Source organism: Mesorhizobium sp. M7A.F.Ca.US.011.01.1.1 (assembly GCF_003998295.1).
In the GTDB taxonomy this organism is placed as follows: Bacteria; Pseudomonadota; Alphaproteobacteria; order Rhizobiales; family Rhizobiaceae; genus Mesorhizobium.
The window spans coordinates 84110-96904 of sequence record NZ_RZRT01000012.1; the positions used below are offsets into that span (position 1 = coordinate 84110).

17 protein-coding genes are annotated in these 12795 nt (G+C 64.3%); 7 read left to right on the forward strand and 10 right to left on the reverse strand.

What is annotated here, in order from left to right:
- The first annotated feature begins 219 nt into the window (after nt 1-219).
- The 3 genes from EOA13_RS14910 to EOA13_RS14920 all read left to right on the forward strand — a co-directional run bounded on the left by EOA13_RS14910 (nt 220) and on the right by EOA13_RS14920 (nt 3390).
- Nucleotides 220-2061: a CHASE3 domain-containing protein gene (locus EOA13_RS14910; RefSeq protein WP_127293607.1), complete on the forward strand. Its 1842-nt coding sequence runs from the start codon at nt 220-222 to the stop codon at nt 2059-2061.
- A 211-nt stretch (nt 2062-2272) separates the two neighbouring features.
- Nucleotides 2273-3022 (forward strand): bifunctional 2-polyprenyl-6-hydroxyphenol methylase/3-demethylubiquinol 3-O-methyltransferase UbiG, encoded by a 750-nt coding sequence (gene ubiG / locus EOA13_RS14915; RefSeq protein ID WP_023811162.1) that lies wholly within the window; start codon nt 2273-2275, stop codon nt 3020-3022.
- A 50-nt stretch (nt 3023-3072) separates the two neighbouring features.
- Nucleotides 3073-3390 carry an MmcQ/YjbR family DNA-binding protein gene (locus tag EOA13_RS14920; RefSeq protein WP_245490379.1) on the forward strand — a complete coding sequence of 106 codons (318 nt, stop codon included), beginning with the start codon at nt 3073-3075 and terminating at the stop codon, nt 3388-3390.
- On the opposite strand, the gene EOA13_RS14925 is transcribed toward EOA13_RS14920, so the two are convergent.
- Nucleotides 3387-4313: a DMT family transporter gene (locus EOA13_RS14925; protein ID WP_127293611.1), complete on the reverse strand. Its 927-nt coding sequence runs from the start codon at nt 4311-4313 to the stop codon at nt 3387-3389. The two genes, EOA13_RS14920 and EOA13_RS14925, sit on opposite strands and share 4 nt — an antisense overlap.
- 96 nt (nt 4314-4409) lie before the next feature.
- Here EOA13_RS14925 and EOA13_RS14930 point away from each other — a divergent pair, with 96 nt between their 5' ends.
- The gene (locus EOA13_RS14930) at nt 4410-4895 is read left to right on the forward strand and encodes a MarR family transcriptional regulator (protein ID WP_127293613.1); all 486 of its coding nucleotides are present in this window, start codon (nt 4410-4412) and stop codon (nt 4893-4895) included.
- 4 nt (nt 4896-4899) lie between these two features.
- Here the strand turns inward: EOA13_RS14930 and EOA13_RS14935 are convergent, their stop codons facing one another.
- Genes EOA13_RS14935 through EOA13_RS14950 form a run of 4 tightly spaced genes read right to left on the reverse strand, consistent with a single transcriptional unit; the run spans nt 4900 to nt 7296 of the window.
- The gene (locus tag EOA13_RS14935) at nt 4900-5325 is read right to left on the reverse strand and encodes a DUF1178 family protein (protein ID WP_127293615.1); all 426 of its coding nucleotides are present in this window, start codon (nt 5323-5325) and stop codon (nt 4900-4902) included.
- Nucleotides 5322-6188: a carbon-nitrogen hydrolase family protein gene (locus EOA13_RS14940; RefSeq protein WP_127293617.1), complete on the reverse strand. Its 867-nt coding sequence runs from the start codon at nt 6186-6188 to the stop codon at nt 5322-5324. The genes EOA13_RS14935 and EOA13_RS14940 overlap by 4 nt, the downstream gene beginning before the upstream one ends.
- A 10-nt stretch (nt 6189-6198) precedes the next feature.
- Nucleotides 6199-6468 carry a glutaredoxin 3 gene (gene grxC, locus EOA13_RS14945; RefSeq protein WP_127293619.1) on the reverse strand — a complete coding sequence of 90 codons (270 nt, stop codon included), beginning with the start codon at nt 6466-6468 and terminating at the stop codon, nt 6199-6201.
- 27 nt (nt 6469-6495) lie between these two features.
- Nucleotides 6496-7296 carry a ComF family protein gene (locus EOA13_RS14950; RefSeq protein WP_127293621.1) on the reverse strand — a complete coding sequence of 267 codons (801 nt, stop codon included), beginning with the start codon at nt 7294-7296 and terminating at the stop codon, nt 6496-6498.
- A gap of 65 nt (nt 7297-7361) precedes the next feature.
- Between EOA13_RS14950 and EOA13_RS14955 the strand changes: the two genes are divergently transcribed.
- Nucleotides 7362-8237, forward strand: a complete 876-nt coding sequence (locus EOA13_RS14955) for a methyltransferase domain-containing protein (RefSeq protein ID WP_127293623.1) — start codon at nt 7362-7364, stop codon at nt 8235-8237.
- A 28-nt stretch (nt 8238-8265) separates the two neighbouring features.
- Here EOA13_RS14955 and EOA13_RS14960 read toward each other — a convergent pair whose 3' ends face one another.
- The 5 genes from EOA13_RS14960 to argJ form a co-directional block, all read right to left on the reverse strand.
- Nucleotides 8266-8445 carry a Flp family type IVb pilin gene (locus tag EOA13_RS14960; protein WP_127293625.1) on the reverse strand — a complete coding sequence of 60 codons (180 nt, stop codon included), beginning with the start codon at nt 8443-8445 and terminating at the stop codon, nt 8266-8268.
- A 109-nt stretch (nt 8446-8554) separates the two neighbouring features.
- The gene (locus tag EOA13_RS14965; protein WP_127293627.1) at nt 8555-8869 is read right to left on the reverse strand and encodes a hypothetical protein; all 315 of its coding nucleotides are present in this window, start codon (nt 8867-8869) and stop codon (nt 8555-8557) included.
- Between the two features lie 128 nt (nt 8870-8997).
- Nucleotides 8998-9420, reverse strand: coding sequence for a (deoxy)nucleoside triphosphate pyrophosphohydrolase (locus tag EOA13_RS14970; RefSeq protein WP_023811151.1), 423 nt, complete (start codon nt 9418-9420; stop codon nt 8998-9000).
- Nucleotides 9413-10165 (reverse strand): GNAT family N-acetyltransferase, encoded by a 753-nt coding sequence (locus EOA13_RS14975; RefSeq protein ID WP_127293629.1) that lies wholly within the window; start codon nt 10163-10165, stop codon nt 9413-9415. The genes EOA13_RS14970 and EOA13_RS14975 overlap by 8 nt, the downstream gene beginning before the upstream one ends.
- A 29-nt stretch (nt 10166-10194) precedes the next feature.
- Entirely contained in the window at nt 10195-11436 is a 1242-nt protein-coding gene (gene argJ, locus EOA13_RS14980) for a bifunctional glutamate N-acetyltransferase/amino-acid acetyltransferase ArgJ (RefSeq protein WP_127293631.1), read from the reverse strand.
- Between argJ and EOA13_RS38730 the strand changes: the two genes are divergently transcribed.
- Nucleotides 11366-11869: a caspase family protein gene (locus tag EOA13_RS38730; protein WP_245490380.1), complete on the forward strand. Its 504-nt coding sequence runs from the start codon at nt 11366-11368 to the stop codon at nt 11867-11869. The genes argJ and EOA13_RS38730 overlap by 71 nt on opposite strands.
- A 272-nt stretch (nt 11870-12141) precedes the next feature.
- Complete coding sequence (locus EOA13_RS14990; protein WP_127293633.1) at nt 12142-12756, forward strand: TetR/AcrR family transcriptional regulator; 615 nt, start codon at nt 12142-12144, stop codon at nt 12754-12756.
- Nucleotides 12757-12795 lie beyond the last annotated feature (39 nt).

Here is a 12795-nt window from a genome sequence, read left to right on the forward strand (position 1 = left end):
AAAAGCCGGAATCCCGAAAAGCGGAAGGCCGGCTGACGCCGGCCGCTGAATGCGCGGCCTCCTTAGCCAAATGATGAAGGTTTCGCAAGGCTGGCGACCGATTGCCGGCCCAGAAGCCGGCATATTGCCTTCCGCCCCGCCGCCGCTTACGAAATGCAGCCTGCGGGGAATTCTTTTGGTTCGGCATAACAGATGATGATTGCTCGTCTTCGACGTGCCATGCGATGGCAATCGCTCCCGCTTGTCGCCGGCTTTGCCGTGCTGGCGCTGATTGTCGGCAGCCGTGCCATGCTGGTCGAGGAACAGCGGGCCAACCGCGCCGCCGCGCGCGAGGCAATCGAATATCAGCAATTGCTTTCGGGACTGCTTTCGCTGGCGCAAGATGCAGAGAGCGGCCAACGCGGCTATTTGCTGACCGGCGAGAAATCCTATCTCGATCCCTATCAGCGCGCTGTCGGCGCCATTCCGGGGCAACTTGCCCGCATCGACAGCTTGACTGCCCCTGACGACCAACTCGTCCAGCAGATCAGCCATATGAAGGACGCGCTTTCGCAAAAGCAGGCTGAACTGGCCGAGACAATTGCCCTGTACGACCAGGGCAATGCGACGAATGCGCTGGATCTGGTTCGCAGCGGCCAGGGCAAGGCCGTCATGGAGGAAATCCGGACCAGCATGGATACGGTCCGACGCATCAGCGCCGCAGCCGTCGCCGCGCGCGATGCGCATACCGACCAGGTCGAGGCCTGGTTACGCATCGGTTCGGTGGCGGCGCTGCTGGCGATCTTCCTGCTTGCCGGCTACGCGATCAGGGAATCGCGCCGCCGCTTCCGTGAGGTTGCCGTTGCCCAGGATGAGTTGGTGCGCAAGAACGTCGCCCTCGGCAAGGAGATCGAGACACGCGAAAAGGCCGAATCCCAGATCCGCCAGATGCACAAGATGGAGGCTGTCGGCCAGCTTACAGGCGGCATCGCCCACGACTTCAACAACATGCTGGCGGTGATCATCAGCGCCATGAACCTCGCCCAGCGCAAGCTGGCGCGTGGCGAGCACGACATCGCACAATTCGTCGATGCGGCGATCGATGCCGCGACCCGTGCCGCCAATCTGACGGCCCGGCTGCTCGCCTTCTCGCGCCAGCAGCCGCTGGCGCCGCAGATCGTCGACGCCAACCGTCTGCTGACCGGCATGTCCGACCTGATCCGTCGGGCACTCGGCGAAACCATCCGCATCGAAACGGTGTTGGCGGGAGGCTTGTGGAAAACCCATGCCGACCCGAGCCAGATCGAGAACGCCGTTCTCAACCTGGCCGTCAACGCGCGCGACGCCATGGGCGATGATGGCAAGCTGACCATCGAGACCGCCAACAGCCATCTCGATGAGAGCTACGCCGCCGCCCATGCCGAAGTCGCGGCCGGCCAGTATGTGATGATCGCCGTCAGCGACACCGGTTCGGGCATGACCCCCGATGTCATGGCCAAGGCCTTTGAACCCTTCTTCACCACCAAGCCGGTCAACAAGGGCACCGGCCTGGGATTGAGCCAGGTGTTCGGCTTCGTCAAACAGTCGGGCGGCCACGTCAATATCTATTCCGAACCCGGCGAAGGCACGACGATCAAGATCTACTTGCCGCGGTATTTCGGCGCCGATGAGCCGGCCGTGCCCGCCAGGCGAGGCGACAACCCCGCCGCACCGGTCACCGAAACGATCCTTGTCGTCGAGGATGATGCCCGCGTGAGGGTCTCCACCACCGAGGCCATACGCGAACTCGGATACACCGTCATTCATGCCGCGAGCGGCGAGGAAGCGTTGCAGAAACTGGCGGAGCGCCCGAACGTCGGCCTTCTGTTCACCGACATCGTCATGCCCGTCATAAACGGCCGCAAGCTGGCGGAAGAGGCCGTTGCCCGCATGCCGCAGCTGAAGGTGATCTTCACCACCGGCTTCACCAGGAACGCCGTGGTCCACAATGGCGTGCTCGACCACGACGTGCATTTCCTCGCCAAGCCCTTCACCATCGAGCAACTGGCGGCGAAACTGCGTGACGTGCTCGGCACGAACTAGGCACGCTGCCAGCTCGGCCAGTCTGTCAGTCCCTTGGGCAGCATCGAAAATTGTTGCCTTGACATTCGCGGCCTCACGCCCGACTTCCTAGCGCATGACCCCGAAATCGAAGTCGATTTCGGAAAGGATCATGCGCAGAATCTAAAGTGCTACAGCGTCCTTTGCGCGTCCAAGAGGACGCGCGGCGCTATAGTGTCGAGGAGACCTATCGATGCCAGAGCCCCGACGATCGACGATCGATGCCGGAGAAGTGGAACGCTTTTCCGCCCTTGCCGCCGAATGGTGGAACCCGAACGGCAAATTCCGTCCCCTGCACAAATTCAATCCGGTCCGGCTGGCCTATATCCGCGACCAGATAGCGACGCGCTTCGGCCGTGACCCGCGCGCTGCAAGGCCTTTCGAGGGCCTGCGCATCCTCGACATCGGCTGCGGCGGCGGACTTCTGTGCGAGCCGATGGCGCGGCTTGGCGCCGAGGTTGTGGGCGCGGATGCCTCCGAAACCAACATCGAAGTGGCCAAGCTGCACGCTGCCGAGGGAAATGTCAGCGTCGACTATCGCGCCACGACGGCCGAGGACCTTGCCGACGCCGGCGAGAAATTCGACGTCATCCTTAACATGGAAGTGGTCGAGCATGTCGCCGACATCGACCTGTTCGTCGCCAAATGCGGCGAGATGGTGCGGCCCGGCGGCATCATGTTCGTGGCCACCATCAACCGCACGCTGAAGGCGCTGGGCTTAGCCATCATCGGGGCCGAATATGTGCTGCGCTGGCTGCCGCGCGGCACCCACCAGTTCGGCAAGCTGGTGCGCCCGGAAGAGCTCGAAAAGGCGCTTGGCGGCGCCGGCCTCACCATCATCGACCGCACCGGCGTCACCTACAACCCGCTGGCCGACCGCTGGGCGCGGTCGAAGGACATGGACGTCAACTACATGGTCCTGGCGGAAAAAGGCTCGGTCTGAAGGCTGATCTGGAGATTTGTCGGGCCGTGGACAGTGTGAGAGCCCGACAATTGGCGCTTGAGCTTCCCGAAGCGGCCGAGAAATCGCATTTCGGCAAGGCCGACTTCCGGGTACGCAATCGCATCTTCATGTCGCTGCCCGAAAACGATCGCGCCGTCATAAAGCTCGACACCGGCCAGCAAGAGATGACGACTGCAGCCGAACCGCTGGTTTTCAAGCCAGTGCCTGGTGGATGGGGACGAAAGGGCTGGACGTCGATCATTCTTGACGCATGCGATGAACAGACATTTCGCAGCGCAATACGGATGTCATGGCGAAATGTTGCCCCGCCGGCTCTCAGGAAAATCTTTGACGCGAGCCAGGCCTAACGGATCGGCAAGGCGGTTCCGGCTGCAGGAACTCGACCCTTCTGGCTTTGTGCCCTGGTGGTGATGAACACGCCGGCAGTGATGATGAGCGCGCCTGCCCAGGTCAGCAGCTGATACTGCTCGCCGAGGAAGATGGTTCCGGCAAACAGGCCGACGGCGGCCGCCACATAACCGATCTGGCTGAGATAGACCGGACCGCCAACCGCCTGCAGCCGGAAGAAGAAGGCAAACATCGCCGACGCCGACGCAACCTGCGCGACCACCACCAGCGGCACGCCGCCGAGTGGCACGAAAGCCTCGCCGCCGAACAGGAGAAGAATGCCGGCAAACAGCATCGCCGCTGACGCCAGATGGCTGCCGACGGCAAGCTCGATCGGGCCGGTGCCGTTCGGCCAGTCGACCGTGCGGTAGATGTTGCCGACGGCAAGGCTGACCGGAATGAGCAACCCCATCGCCACCCAGAACAAATCGGCCGGCTGGCCGGCCTCGCCGCGCGTCACCGCGACCATGACGGCGCCGACGAAGCCGACGGCGATGCCGACAATGCCCAGCATGTTGGGGCGCCGGACACGCAACAGGATCGAGAACACCAGTGTGATGACCGGCGACAGCGTGAACATGATGCCGGTGTAGCCGGCGCCAAGATATGGGATGGCCGAGAACATCAGGAGATTCGGCACGGCGTAGGAAACCGCAGCGGTGACGAAGAAATAGCGCAATTTGTGCGCGGTGAGCCGGACCCGCTTGCCGCGAGCCAGGAGCACGCACAGCAAGACCCCGCCGGCGCCGAGCGAGATGACGAAGGCCCAGACCATGGCCGGCACGCCGGCAGCCGTGGCGAGCTTGCCGAAGGGCAGCGTCAGGCCGAGCAGGCCGCCAGTGACGACCAGCAGGCCGAGCGCCGAATCCCAGAGAAGTTTCATTGACCGAATCCTGTAGCGCGGCTCTTGGCCGGCATTGTACGTTACGATAAGATAATGGAAAGATTCTTAACGTCAAGATATATGATGGTGAGACAATTGGACAGGGCAGCAAGAGCGATCGAGCAATGGAAGCGGGAGCGACCCGATCTGGACGTCTCGCCGATGGCCGTGCTCGGACGGCTGAACGAGGCCGCCTCGCTGATCGCCCGCGAACGGCTCGCGCCGCTGTTTGCCCGTTATGGATTGCAGTCCGGGGAATTCGATGTGCTGGCAACGCTGCGCCGCTCGGGCTTACCTTACGCGCTGACGCCGACCGCTCTCTATGAGGCGACGATGGTGACGTCGGGCGCCATGACCAACAGGCTCGACCGGCTCGAGACGTCCGGATTGATCCTGCGCGGGCCTCATCCCAACGATCGGCGCGGCATTGTCGTGCGGCTGACCGAAAAGGGTCTGGCGCTGATCGACGAGGCCGTTACCGCCCACGTGGCCAACGAACACGCGGTGCTTTCGGGCTTCACGCAGGCGGAACGCGAAACGCTCTCTCGGCTGCTTGAGAAATTGATCGGCAGCGTCAGCTAGTTGGTCAATTGCGATCGTCCGGAAACACCGGGATCGGCATGAACTCGACGCCATCCTCGGCCAGGCTCTTGGCCTCGTCCAGGGTCGCCTCGCCATAGATGCCGCGCGGGTCGCTCTCGCCGAAATGGATCTTTCGCGCTTCCTCGGCGAACTTGTCGCCGACATAGTCGGCATTCTCGCGCACCTTCTCGGCCATCGCCTTCAGCTGCGCCAGAGCCTGCTTCTGCGCCTCGCCCATGGCGAGCGCTATGGTTTCCTGCTTGCGCGCCGTGGAGACAGCCGGCGCCATCAGCGCTTTCTGCACCTTCTGCGAGCCGCAGGTCGGGCAATCGACAAAGCCGCGCTTCTTCTGGGTGTCGAAATCGGCGTTGCTGCGGAACCAGCCTTCGAATTCGTGCTCGTGCTCGCAGATCAGGGCAAAACGGATCAAGAGGCTGCACCCCTGAGACGCGGCGCCTCGCCCAAGCCGGCATTGACGGCAAAATCCCGCGCATTCCTGAGATTGGGGATCTTCTTGCGTGCCGCAAGCGACTGCGCCGGGTCGATCTCGGCGACGATCACCGCCGGCTCGTCATGCGCGGCTTCCGCGATGACACGGCCCCACGGATCGACGATCAGCGAATGACCGTAGGTCTCGCGGCCATCCTCATGCAAGCCGCCTTGCGCGGCGGCAACGACATAGGCACCGTTCTCGATGGCGCGCGCCCTGAGCAGCACGTGCCAGTGCGCCTCGCCCGTCTGTCGGGTGAAGGCAGCCGGTACGGAAAGCAGGTCGGCGCCGGCCAGTGCCTCGGCGCGGAAGAGTTGCGGAAAGCGCAGATCATAGCAAACGGCGAAGCCGAGCTTTGCACCCTCGATCTCGGTGACGACGGCCTCGGTGCCCGGTTCGTAGGCGGCCGATTCGCGCCACGACTCGCCATTGTCGAGGTCGACGTCGAACATGTGGATCTTGTCGTAGGTGGCGAGCGTGGCGCCGTCCGGCCCGAACAGCAGCGCCCGGTTGGCGAGCTTGCCGTCGGCGCGCAAAATCGCGGTCGAGCCGATATGCAGGAAGATGCCGAGCTCCCTGGCCAGCCTGCGCGCGGTCGCGACGACGATGTCCTTGTCCTCGGAGGTGAAGGAGGCGGCGCGCGCTTCCTTGTCGCGGATCAGCGCGCCGGTCATTTCCGGCGTCTGGATGTAGGCGGCACCTTGGCCAGCTGCTTCGCGCACCAGCCGTTCGAGATCGACGGCGTTGCGCTCGGGGCTCTCGCCTGAACGCATCTGGATCGCAGCGGCTTTGAAAACACCCATCGTCATTCCCTCAATTCGTCGCGCCGTTGGCGAGCAGTTTGTCCAGCCGGCCTTCGGCCTCCAGCTCGTGGAGGTCGTCGCAGCCGCCGACATGCGTATCGCCGATGAAAATCTGCGGAAAGGTCGTGCGGCCATGCGCCCGGGAGATCATCTCCTGGCGCAGTTCCGGCGAGAAGGAGGCATCGTGCTCGGTAAAGGCTATGCCCTTGCCCTCGAGCAGCCGCTTGGCTGCCGTGCAATAGCCGCACATCATGCGGGTGTAGATGGTGACATCGGCCATGACGAATTTCCGCTGTTCGTTGCCGACTTATATAGTCGCGGACTCGTCCGCCCGGAAGTCCCCCGGCAACACACGGGCAAAGGTCAGCACGTCGACGGCGGCCGCACCTCCCCTTTTCAGCGCCTTGCTGGCGGAACGCACCGTGGCGCCGGTGGTGTAGACATCATCGATCAAAAGCACCCTGCGGCCGGCGATCTCGATTTCCGCCTCGGCGGGTACCCGAAAGGCGGCCCGCACATTTTCCTCGCGTTCCCCGCGCTCCAGCCCGACCTGCTGGCGGGTGAGTTTCACGCGCCGCACCGCCGAGGGGGCGAAGGGCAATTCACTGAGCGTCGAGACGGCCCTCGCCAGTTCCGCAGATTGGTTGAAGCGCCGCCTGAAAAAGCGCCGCCAGTGCAGCGGCACCGGCACCACCACATCCGCCTCGGCGATGAGATCGGCACCCGCGCGCACCATCCAGCGCGCCATCCATGGTGCCAGATCCGTGCGATCCTGGTATTTCAGCCCCTGCACCATCTGTCGGGCAACGCCGGAATAGGCGACCGCCGCCCGCGCCCGCTGGAAAGGCGGCGGATCGGCAATCGCCTCGGCCGACAGAAAGCCTTCGCCCATATGGTGGGTGAACGGCGTGCCCATGACCGGGCACCATGGCCGCTCCAGCAGCCTGAGCTTCGGCCAGCAGGCGCCGCACAGCACGCCCGGCTGCGAGACATGCCGGCGGCAACCGGCGCAGACCGGCGGAAACAGCATCCGCGCCGGCCAGCCGACAACCGACCGGGCCAGGTTCGCGATCCCGATGGACTTGATCTTGGGCATCGGATCGGCCACGTGGTTGCTCCTGCACGCCACTATATCAACGATCTCGGAGCGTGGACAAACAAAGGATCTGCCCGTTGCAGCCGATAATGGATACCTCTCTGTGGCTGGCGCACAAGCGGCGCGCCCTTGCCCATCCGGTCGACGGCGCGGACTTCCTCATGCGCCGCACGGCCGAGGACCTTGCCGACCGGCTGGGCGCCGTCGAGCGCAGGTTCGGCAAGGCGGCTGTGCTGTTTTGCCAGACGCCGGCGGCGGCCGAAACGCTCGCCGAAAGCAGCAAGGTCGCCGACATTGTCCGCGTCGAGGCGGACACGGCCTTCCTGAGCGGTGGCGGCGCCGGCTTGATCGCACCGCTCGAAACCGTGCCGTTCGAAGCGGAAAGCCTCGATCTGGCGGTGTCGCTTCTGTCGCTGCAGGCCATGAACGACATCCCCGGCATGCTGATCCAGATCCGCCGTGCGTTGCGGCCGGATGGGCTTTTCCTCGGCGCCTTTGCCGGCACCGGTACGCTTTTCGAGTTGCGCGAAAGCCTGCTTTCGGCCGAGACCGAGCTTTACGGCGGCGCCAGCCCGCGTGTCGCCCCGTTCACCGACGTGCGCGATGCCGGTGCGCTGCTGCAGCGCGCCGGTCTCGCTCTGCCGGTCGCCGACGTCGAGACGGTGACCGTGCGCTATGCCAGCCTGTTTAACCTTATGGCGGATTTGAGGGCCATGGGCGAGACCAATGCGCTCACCGATCGCAGCCGGCGGCCGGGCTCGCGCAAGCTGTTTGCCCGTGCGGCGGAAATCTACGCCGAGCGGTTTTCCGACCCCGACGGCCGCGTGAGGGCAAGTTTCTCGATTGTCTGGATGTCCGGCTGGGCGCCCGATGCATCGCAGCAGAAACCGCTGAAGCCGGGTTCGGCCAAGGTGTCGCTGAAGTCGATCCTGGAGGCTCCCGACGGGCAATGATCTTGTCCGCAGGCGCGGAAAAGCCACGTCAGGGTGCGAAGGCGTTCGCAAGCCTGCTGGTATTATCGCTGAACAGCCAGATGAGCGAGTCGAAGACCCGGCCGATACCGCCGACGATGGCCAGCGATAGCACGGCGACGATCAGGCCATATTCGACGGCCGTGGCGCCAGTCTCGTCCTTCAGAAAACGCAGCAGAACTGCTTTCATGGCATGAACCCCTCTCGCCCGGACATTACCGCTGATCTGTTAAGAAAGGTTAACGGCAAAGGCTTAACAGGCTGTGAAACCGCCGCCTTTGCGAAAACTCTTAACCATGTCAGCAATCGCCGCTGCGTCTGCCATTGGACCTGATGATGCAAACTGAACTGGGCTGCGGCTGCAGCACGCTGCGGCGCAGCGTGTAGGTTTCGCGATGGCCGATCGAGCCTGTCGCCGCCATATCGAGCCCGCCGAGACCATCACGGGCCGAGAGCGAGCGTGTCTGGCTGTCGAGGAAGGGGGTTGCGATCAGCGCCAGCGCCACCGCGGCCGAACCGAACAGCAGCGTGATGCGCAATATGCCCATGCCCGCATCGGCGGCGCGAAAGCCGCGCTCGGGCCGGATCGAGTCCCAATCCCTGTCTAGGCTCATGCTATCGCTCCCCGGCAAATCGACGGCTCGGCCGCGAACGGCCATGCTTCAATTTTTCACGACGAGATAAATCTTCCATTAACGCTGACTGATACACGCCTCGGCCAGGAACCGACCGGACGCGAGCCTCAGAGAAGATCGATGAGGAACGGGATCAGCGGCGCATCGGCCGGCGGCATCGGGTAGTCGCGCATCTGCTTCGGCCGCACCCATTTCAGCGTCTGCCCTTCCCTGGGCTGGGCTATGCCGCGAAAGCGGCGGCAGACGAACAGCGGCATCAGCAGGTGGAAATCGTCGTAGGAATGGCTGGCGAAAGTAAGCGGCGCCAGGCATGGGATGTCGGTTTCGATGCCGATTTCCTCATGCAGTTCGCGAATGATGCATTGTTCGGGCGTCTCGCCGGGCTCGACCTTGCCGCCGGGAAATTCCCACAACCCGGCAAGTTGCTTGCCCTGAGGCCGCTGCGCCAGAAGCACCCGGCCGTCGGCATCGACCAGCGCGCAGGCGGCGACCAGGAGCAGGCGCTTGCCGGCGGTCACGACATCATTCATGACCCGGCGGCCGGCGGTAGTGGTAGCGATAGACTTCCTCGAAGCCGAGCGAATGGTAGAGCGCCAGCGCCGGCACATTGTTGGCCTCGACCTGCAGCCAGGCTTCCCGCGCGCCCCGCAGCCGCGCCCATTTGAGCGCCGACAAGATCAGGTTGCGGCCATGGCCCCTGTTGCGCGCCGACTTGTCGGTGGCGACCTCGAACAGGCCGGCGAGATCGCCGTCATGCACGCAGATAAGCGTCGCCAGCGCCTCGGCTCCATCTTCGAGCGCGAACAGCCCGGCTTCGGGCTGGATGGCGCCGATGATCTCCGACAGGCCGGGCCGCAGCGAAACATCCGAACCGCTGACCTTGAGCGACGCGCCGATGAAGCGGCTGATGTCCTTGAGCGGAATCTGGTCCATGGCGGCGTCGAGCTGCGCGCCGGCCAGCGGCAGCCGCATGACCAGCGACTCGTCGAACCGGCTCCAGCCCTCGCGGTCGAGATGGCTGGCGAGATCTGGACCCGAAAGCGGCGACATGCGGAACGTCAGCGGCCTGCCATAGGCATCGAAACGGCGGCTGGCCCGGCCGATACGGTCGGCCATGTGCATGATATCGCCGGGATCGAGCGGATTGACCGAGTTCAGCCGCTTGGCAGGATGGCCGGCGGTCAGCCGCACCACCCAGGTGCCGTCATAGTGGACGGCGGCTGCCGGCCAGGCGCGAAAGCCGGCCGCCTCGTAGCGGCGTACGATCGCGAGCATGCTTGCCGGATGCCTGGAGCTCAAAACCGTCAGCTCCGATAATCGCCATTGATGGCGACATATTCCTTGGTGAGATCGCAGGTCCACACCGTCGCCTTGCCGCGACCGATGCCGATATCGGCACGGATGCGGATGTCGTCGCGCTTCATGTAGGTCGACGTCGCGGCCTCGGAGTAGCCGGGGTCGCGCTCGCCTTCATGCGCCAGCCTGTTGTCGCCGAACCAGATCGACAGCCGGTCGCGATCAGCGGGTTCGCCGGCCTTGCCGACGGCCATCACGACGCGGCCCCAATTGGCGTCCTCGCCGGCGACCGCCGTCTTGACCAGCGGCGAATTGGCGATCGACAGCGCAATGCGCTTGGCCGAGCGCGCCGATTTGGCGCCGGTGACGGTGACTTCGACCTGCTTGCGGGCGCCCTCGCCATCGCGCACCACTTGCAGCGCCAGCGATTTCAGCACCTTGCCGAGCGCCCGGCGGAACGCGCCGAGACGGGCATCCCTGGGATCGGTTATCTCCGGCGCGCCGCGCCTGGCGGCCTTGCCGGTGGCGAAGATCAGCAGCGTGTCGCTGGTCGACGTGTCGCTGTCGACGGTGACCGCGTTGAAGGTCTTGGCCGTGCCGCGCGACAACAGATCCTGCAGGACAGGGGCGGCGATCGGCGCATCGGTGGCGATGAAGGAGAGCATCGTCGCCATGTCGGGCGCGATCATGCCGGCGCCCTTGGAAATGCCGTTGATGGTGACATCGGCGTCGCCGAGCTTGACGGTCGCAGTCGCCAGTTTCGGATAGGTATCCGTGGTCATGATCGCCTTTGCCGCCTCGGTCCACAGCCCGGGCTTGCCGTTGCTGACCAGTCCCGCGAGCAGATGGCTGAATTTGCTGGTGTCGAGCGGCTCGCCGATGACGCCGGTCGAGGCCAGGAAAACCTCCGCTGCCGTGCAGCCGGCCGCCTTCGCCGCGGCCTCGCCGGTCAGCGCGGTCGACTCGCGGCCTCTCTTGCCGGTGAAGGCGTTGGCGTTGCCGGAATTGACGACCAGCACCCGGGCCTTGCCCGCGCCGAGATTCTGCCGGCAGAAATCGACCGGCGCCGAAGGGCATTTCGATTTCGTGAACACGCCGGCGATCGCGGTGCCTTCATCGAAGACCATGGTCAAAAGATCGGTGCGGTTCTTGTACTTTATCCCTGCCTCGGCGGTGGCGATGCGCACCCCTTCGATTTCCGGCATTTTGGGGTATTTCTTCGGCGCGAGCGGCGAAATCGTCGTGGACATGGAGGCCTCGGGCGGGAAAAATCGCAGGGGAAGGCCGGTTTGCCCGATAGACCGCGCGGGCGCAAGGGCGTTTTCGTCGCTCTTGCCCGGGAGCTCGAACCGCTCGTGGTTAGGCCTGCATTTCAAATCCGATGGCGTCGCCGGGGCCGATGGCGTTATGATCTGCCCCATGGGCAGGCTTGCGATCCTTGCATGGGCATTTCTGGGACTTTTGCTGCTGAGCGCGGATGCGCAGCCGCAACGGCGCGTGGCGCTTGTCATCGGCAACGGCAGTTACGCCGAAGCCGGCACGCTGGCCAATCCTGTAAACGACGCCCTCGACATCGCCGACAAGCTGCGCTCGATCGGCTTCGAGGTCATCGAGGGCAATGATCTCGGCAAGCGTGAACTCGAACGCAGTAGGCGTGATCCCACGGCCAGCCGGGCAATTTAAGCCGGCAGCGTCTCATGGCGATAGGAATTTTTTCTTGACTTGGTGAGGGCAGCTATGCTACATTTTTGCCCATGGTGCTGATTTGCGCCAGTGACCCGCCGCCCGGCGGGTTTTTGCGTTTGGAGCTTCGCCAACCGACACGCCGGTAGACTTCCAGAGAATAAACTTGACCCCTGCCGCCACCACCCGTTCCTGAAGCTTGAAAACGCGCCGTTTCGTTTGAGCGTCGGGTCGCCTATATTGCCGGCGATAGTGTTGGCGAGGAGACAGAGATGGCCGAGGACGCCGATCCGGCGCGCAGATCGATCGGTGCGCGGCGCAACCCCGACAGCGCCGATGCCATTCTCGAAGCCGCCGAGGCCGTGCTGGTCGAAGCCGGCTATGCCGGTTTCTCGATCGAGGCGGTGGCGCGGCGGGCCCGCGCCGGCAAACCCACCATCTATCGCTGGTGGCCAAGCAAGGCGGCGTTGCTGCTTGAGGTCTACCAGCGCCAGAAGCGCGTCGAGGTTCCCGATACCGGGCGGCTGGAGGAGGATCTCGTCGGCTTCCTGAAAAACCTGTTCACCCACTGGCGCGAGACATCGTCGGGAAGCGTGTTCCGGTCGCTGATCGCCGAGGCACAGTCGGACGAGACCGCTGCCGCGGCCCTTGCCGACTACTCACTGGGCCGACGCTCCCATACCGGCCAGATCATCGAACGCGCCAAGGCAAGGGGCGAAATCCCGGCCGAAATCGATTCAGCTGTTGTCGCAGACCTCATCGCCTCCTTCGCCTGGAGACATCTGTTGACCAACCGGCTCGACGAGGACGAAGCCACCATCGGCAAGGCGGTCAACTACGTGATGCGAGGCATAGCGGCGCCCCGCCCCCTGAAAATACAGCAATGAAAAAGGGCGCGGCAACCCCTGGCTGCCGCGCCCTTTTTC

Excerpts from the sequence above, each read along its gene's own strand:
- EOA13_RS14970 (WP_023811151.1), bottom strand. The coding sequence starts at position 9,420 with ATGAATGATGTCGTGACCGCCGGCAAGCGCCTGCTCCTGGTCGCCGCC.
- EOA13_RS14960 (WP_127293625.1), bottom strand. The coding sequence starts at position 8,445 with ATGAAAGCAGTTCTGCTGCGTTTTCTGAAGGACGAGACTGGCGCCACG.
- EOA13_RS14975 (WP_127293629.1), bottom strand. The coding sequence starts at position 10,165 with ATGCTCGCGATCGTACGCCGCTACGAGGCGGCCGGCTTTCGCGCCTGG.
- EOA13_RS14990 (WP_127293633.1), top strand. The coding sequence starts at position 12,142 with ATGGCCGAGGACGCCGATCCGGCGCGCAGATCGATCGGTGCGCGGCGC.
- EOA13_RS14940 (WP_127293617.1), bottom strand. The coding sequence starts at position 6,188 with ATGGGTGTTTTCAAAGCCGCTGCGATCCAGATGCGTTCAGGCGAGAGC.
- EOA13_RS14925 (WP_127293611.1), bottom strand. The coding sequence starts at position 4,313 with ATGAAACTTCTCTGGGATTCGGCGCTCGGCCTGCTGGTCGTCACTGGC.
- ubiG (WP_023811162.1), top strand. The coding sequence starts at position 2,273 with ATGCCAGAGCCCCGACGATCGACGATCGATGCCGGAGAAGTGGAACGC.
- argJ (WP_127293631.1), bottom strand. The coding sequence starts at position 11,436 with ATGTCCACGACGATTTCGCCGCTCGCGCCGAAGAAATACCCCAAAATG.
- EOA13_RS38730 (WP_245490380.1), top strand. The coding sequence starts at position 11,366 with ATGCGCACCCCTTCGATTTCCGGCATTTTGGGGTATTTCTTCGGCGCG.
- grxC (WP_127293619.1), bottom strand. The coding sequence starts at position 6,468 with ATGGCCGATGTCACCATCTACACCCGCATGATGTGCGGCTATTGCACG.
- EOA13_RS14965 (WP_127293627.1), bottom strand. The coding sequence starts at position 8,869 with ATGAGCCTAGACAGGGATTGGGACTCGATCCGGCCCGAGCGCGGCTTT.
- EOA13_RS14910 (WP_127293607.1), top strand. The coding sequence starts at position 220 with ATGCGATGGCAATCGCTCCCGCTTGTCGCCGGCTTTGCCGTGCTGGCG.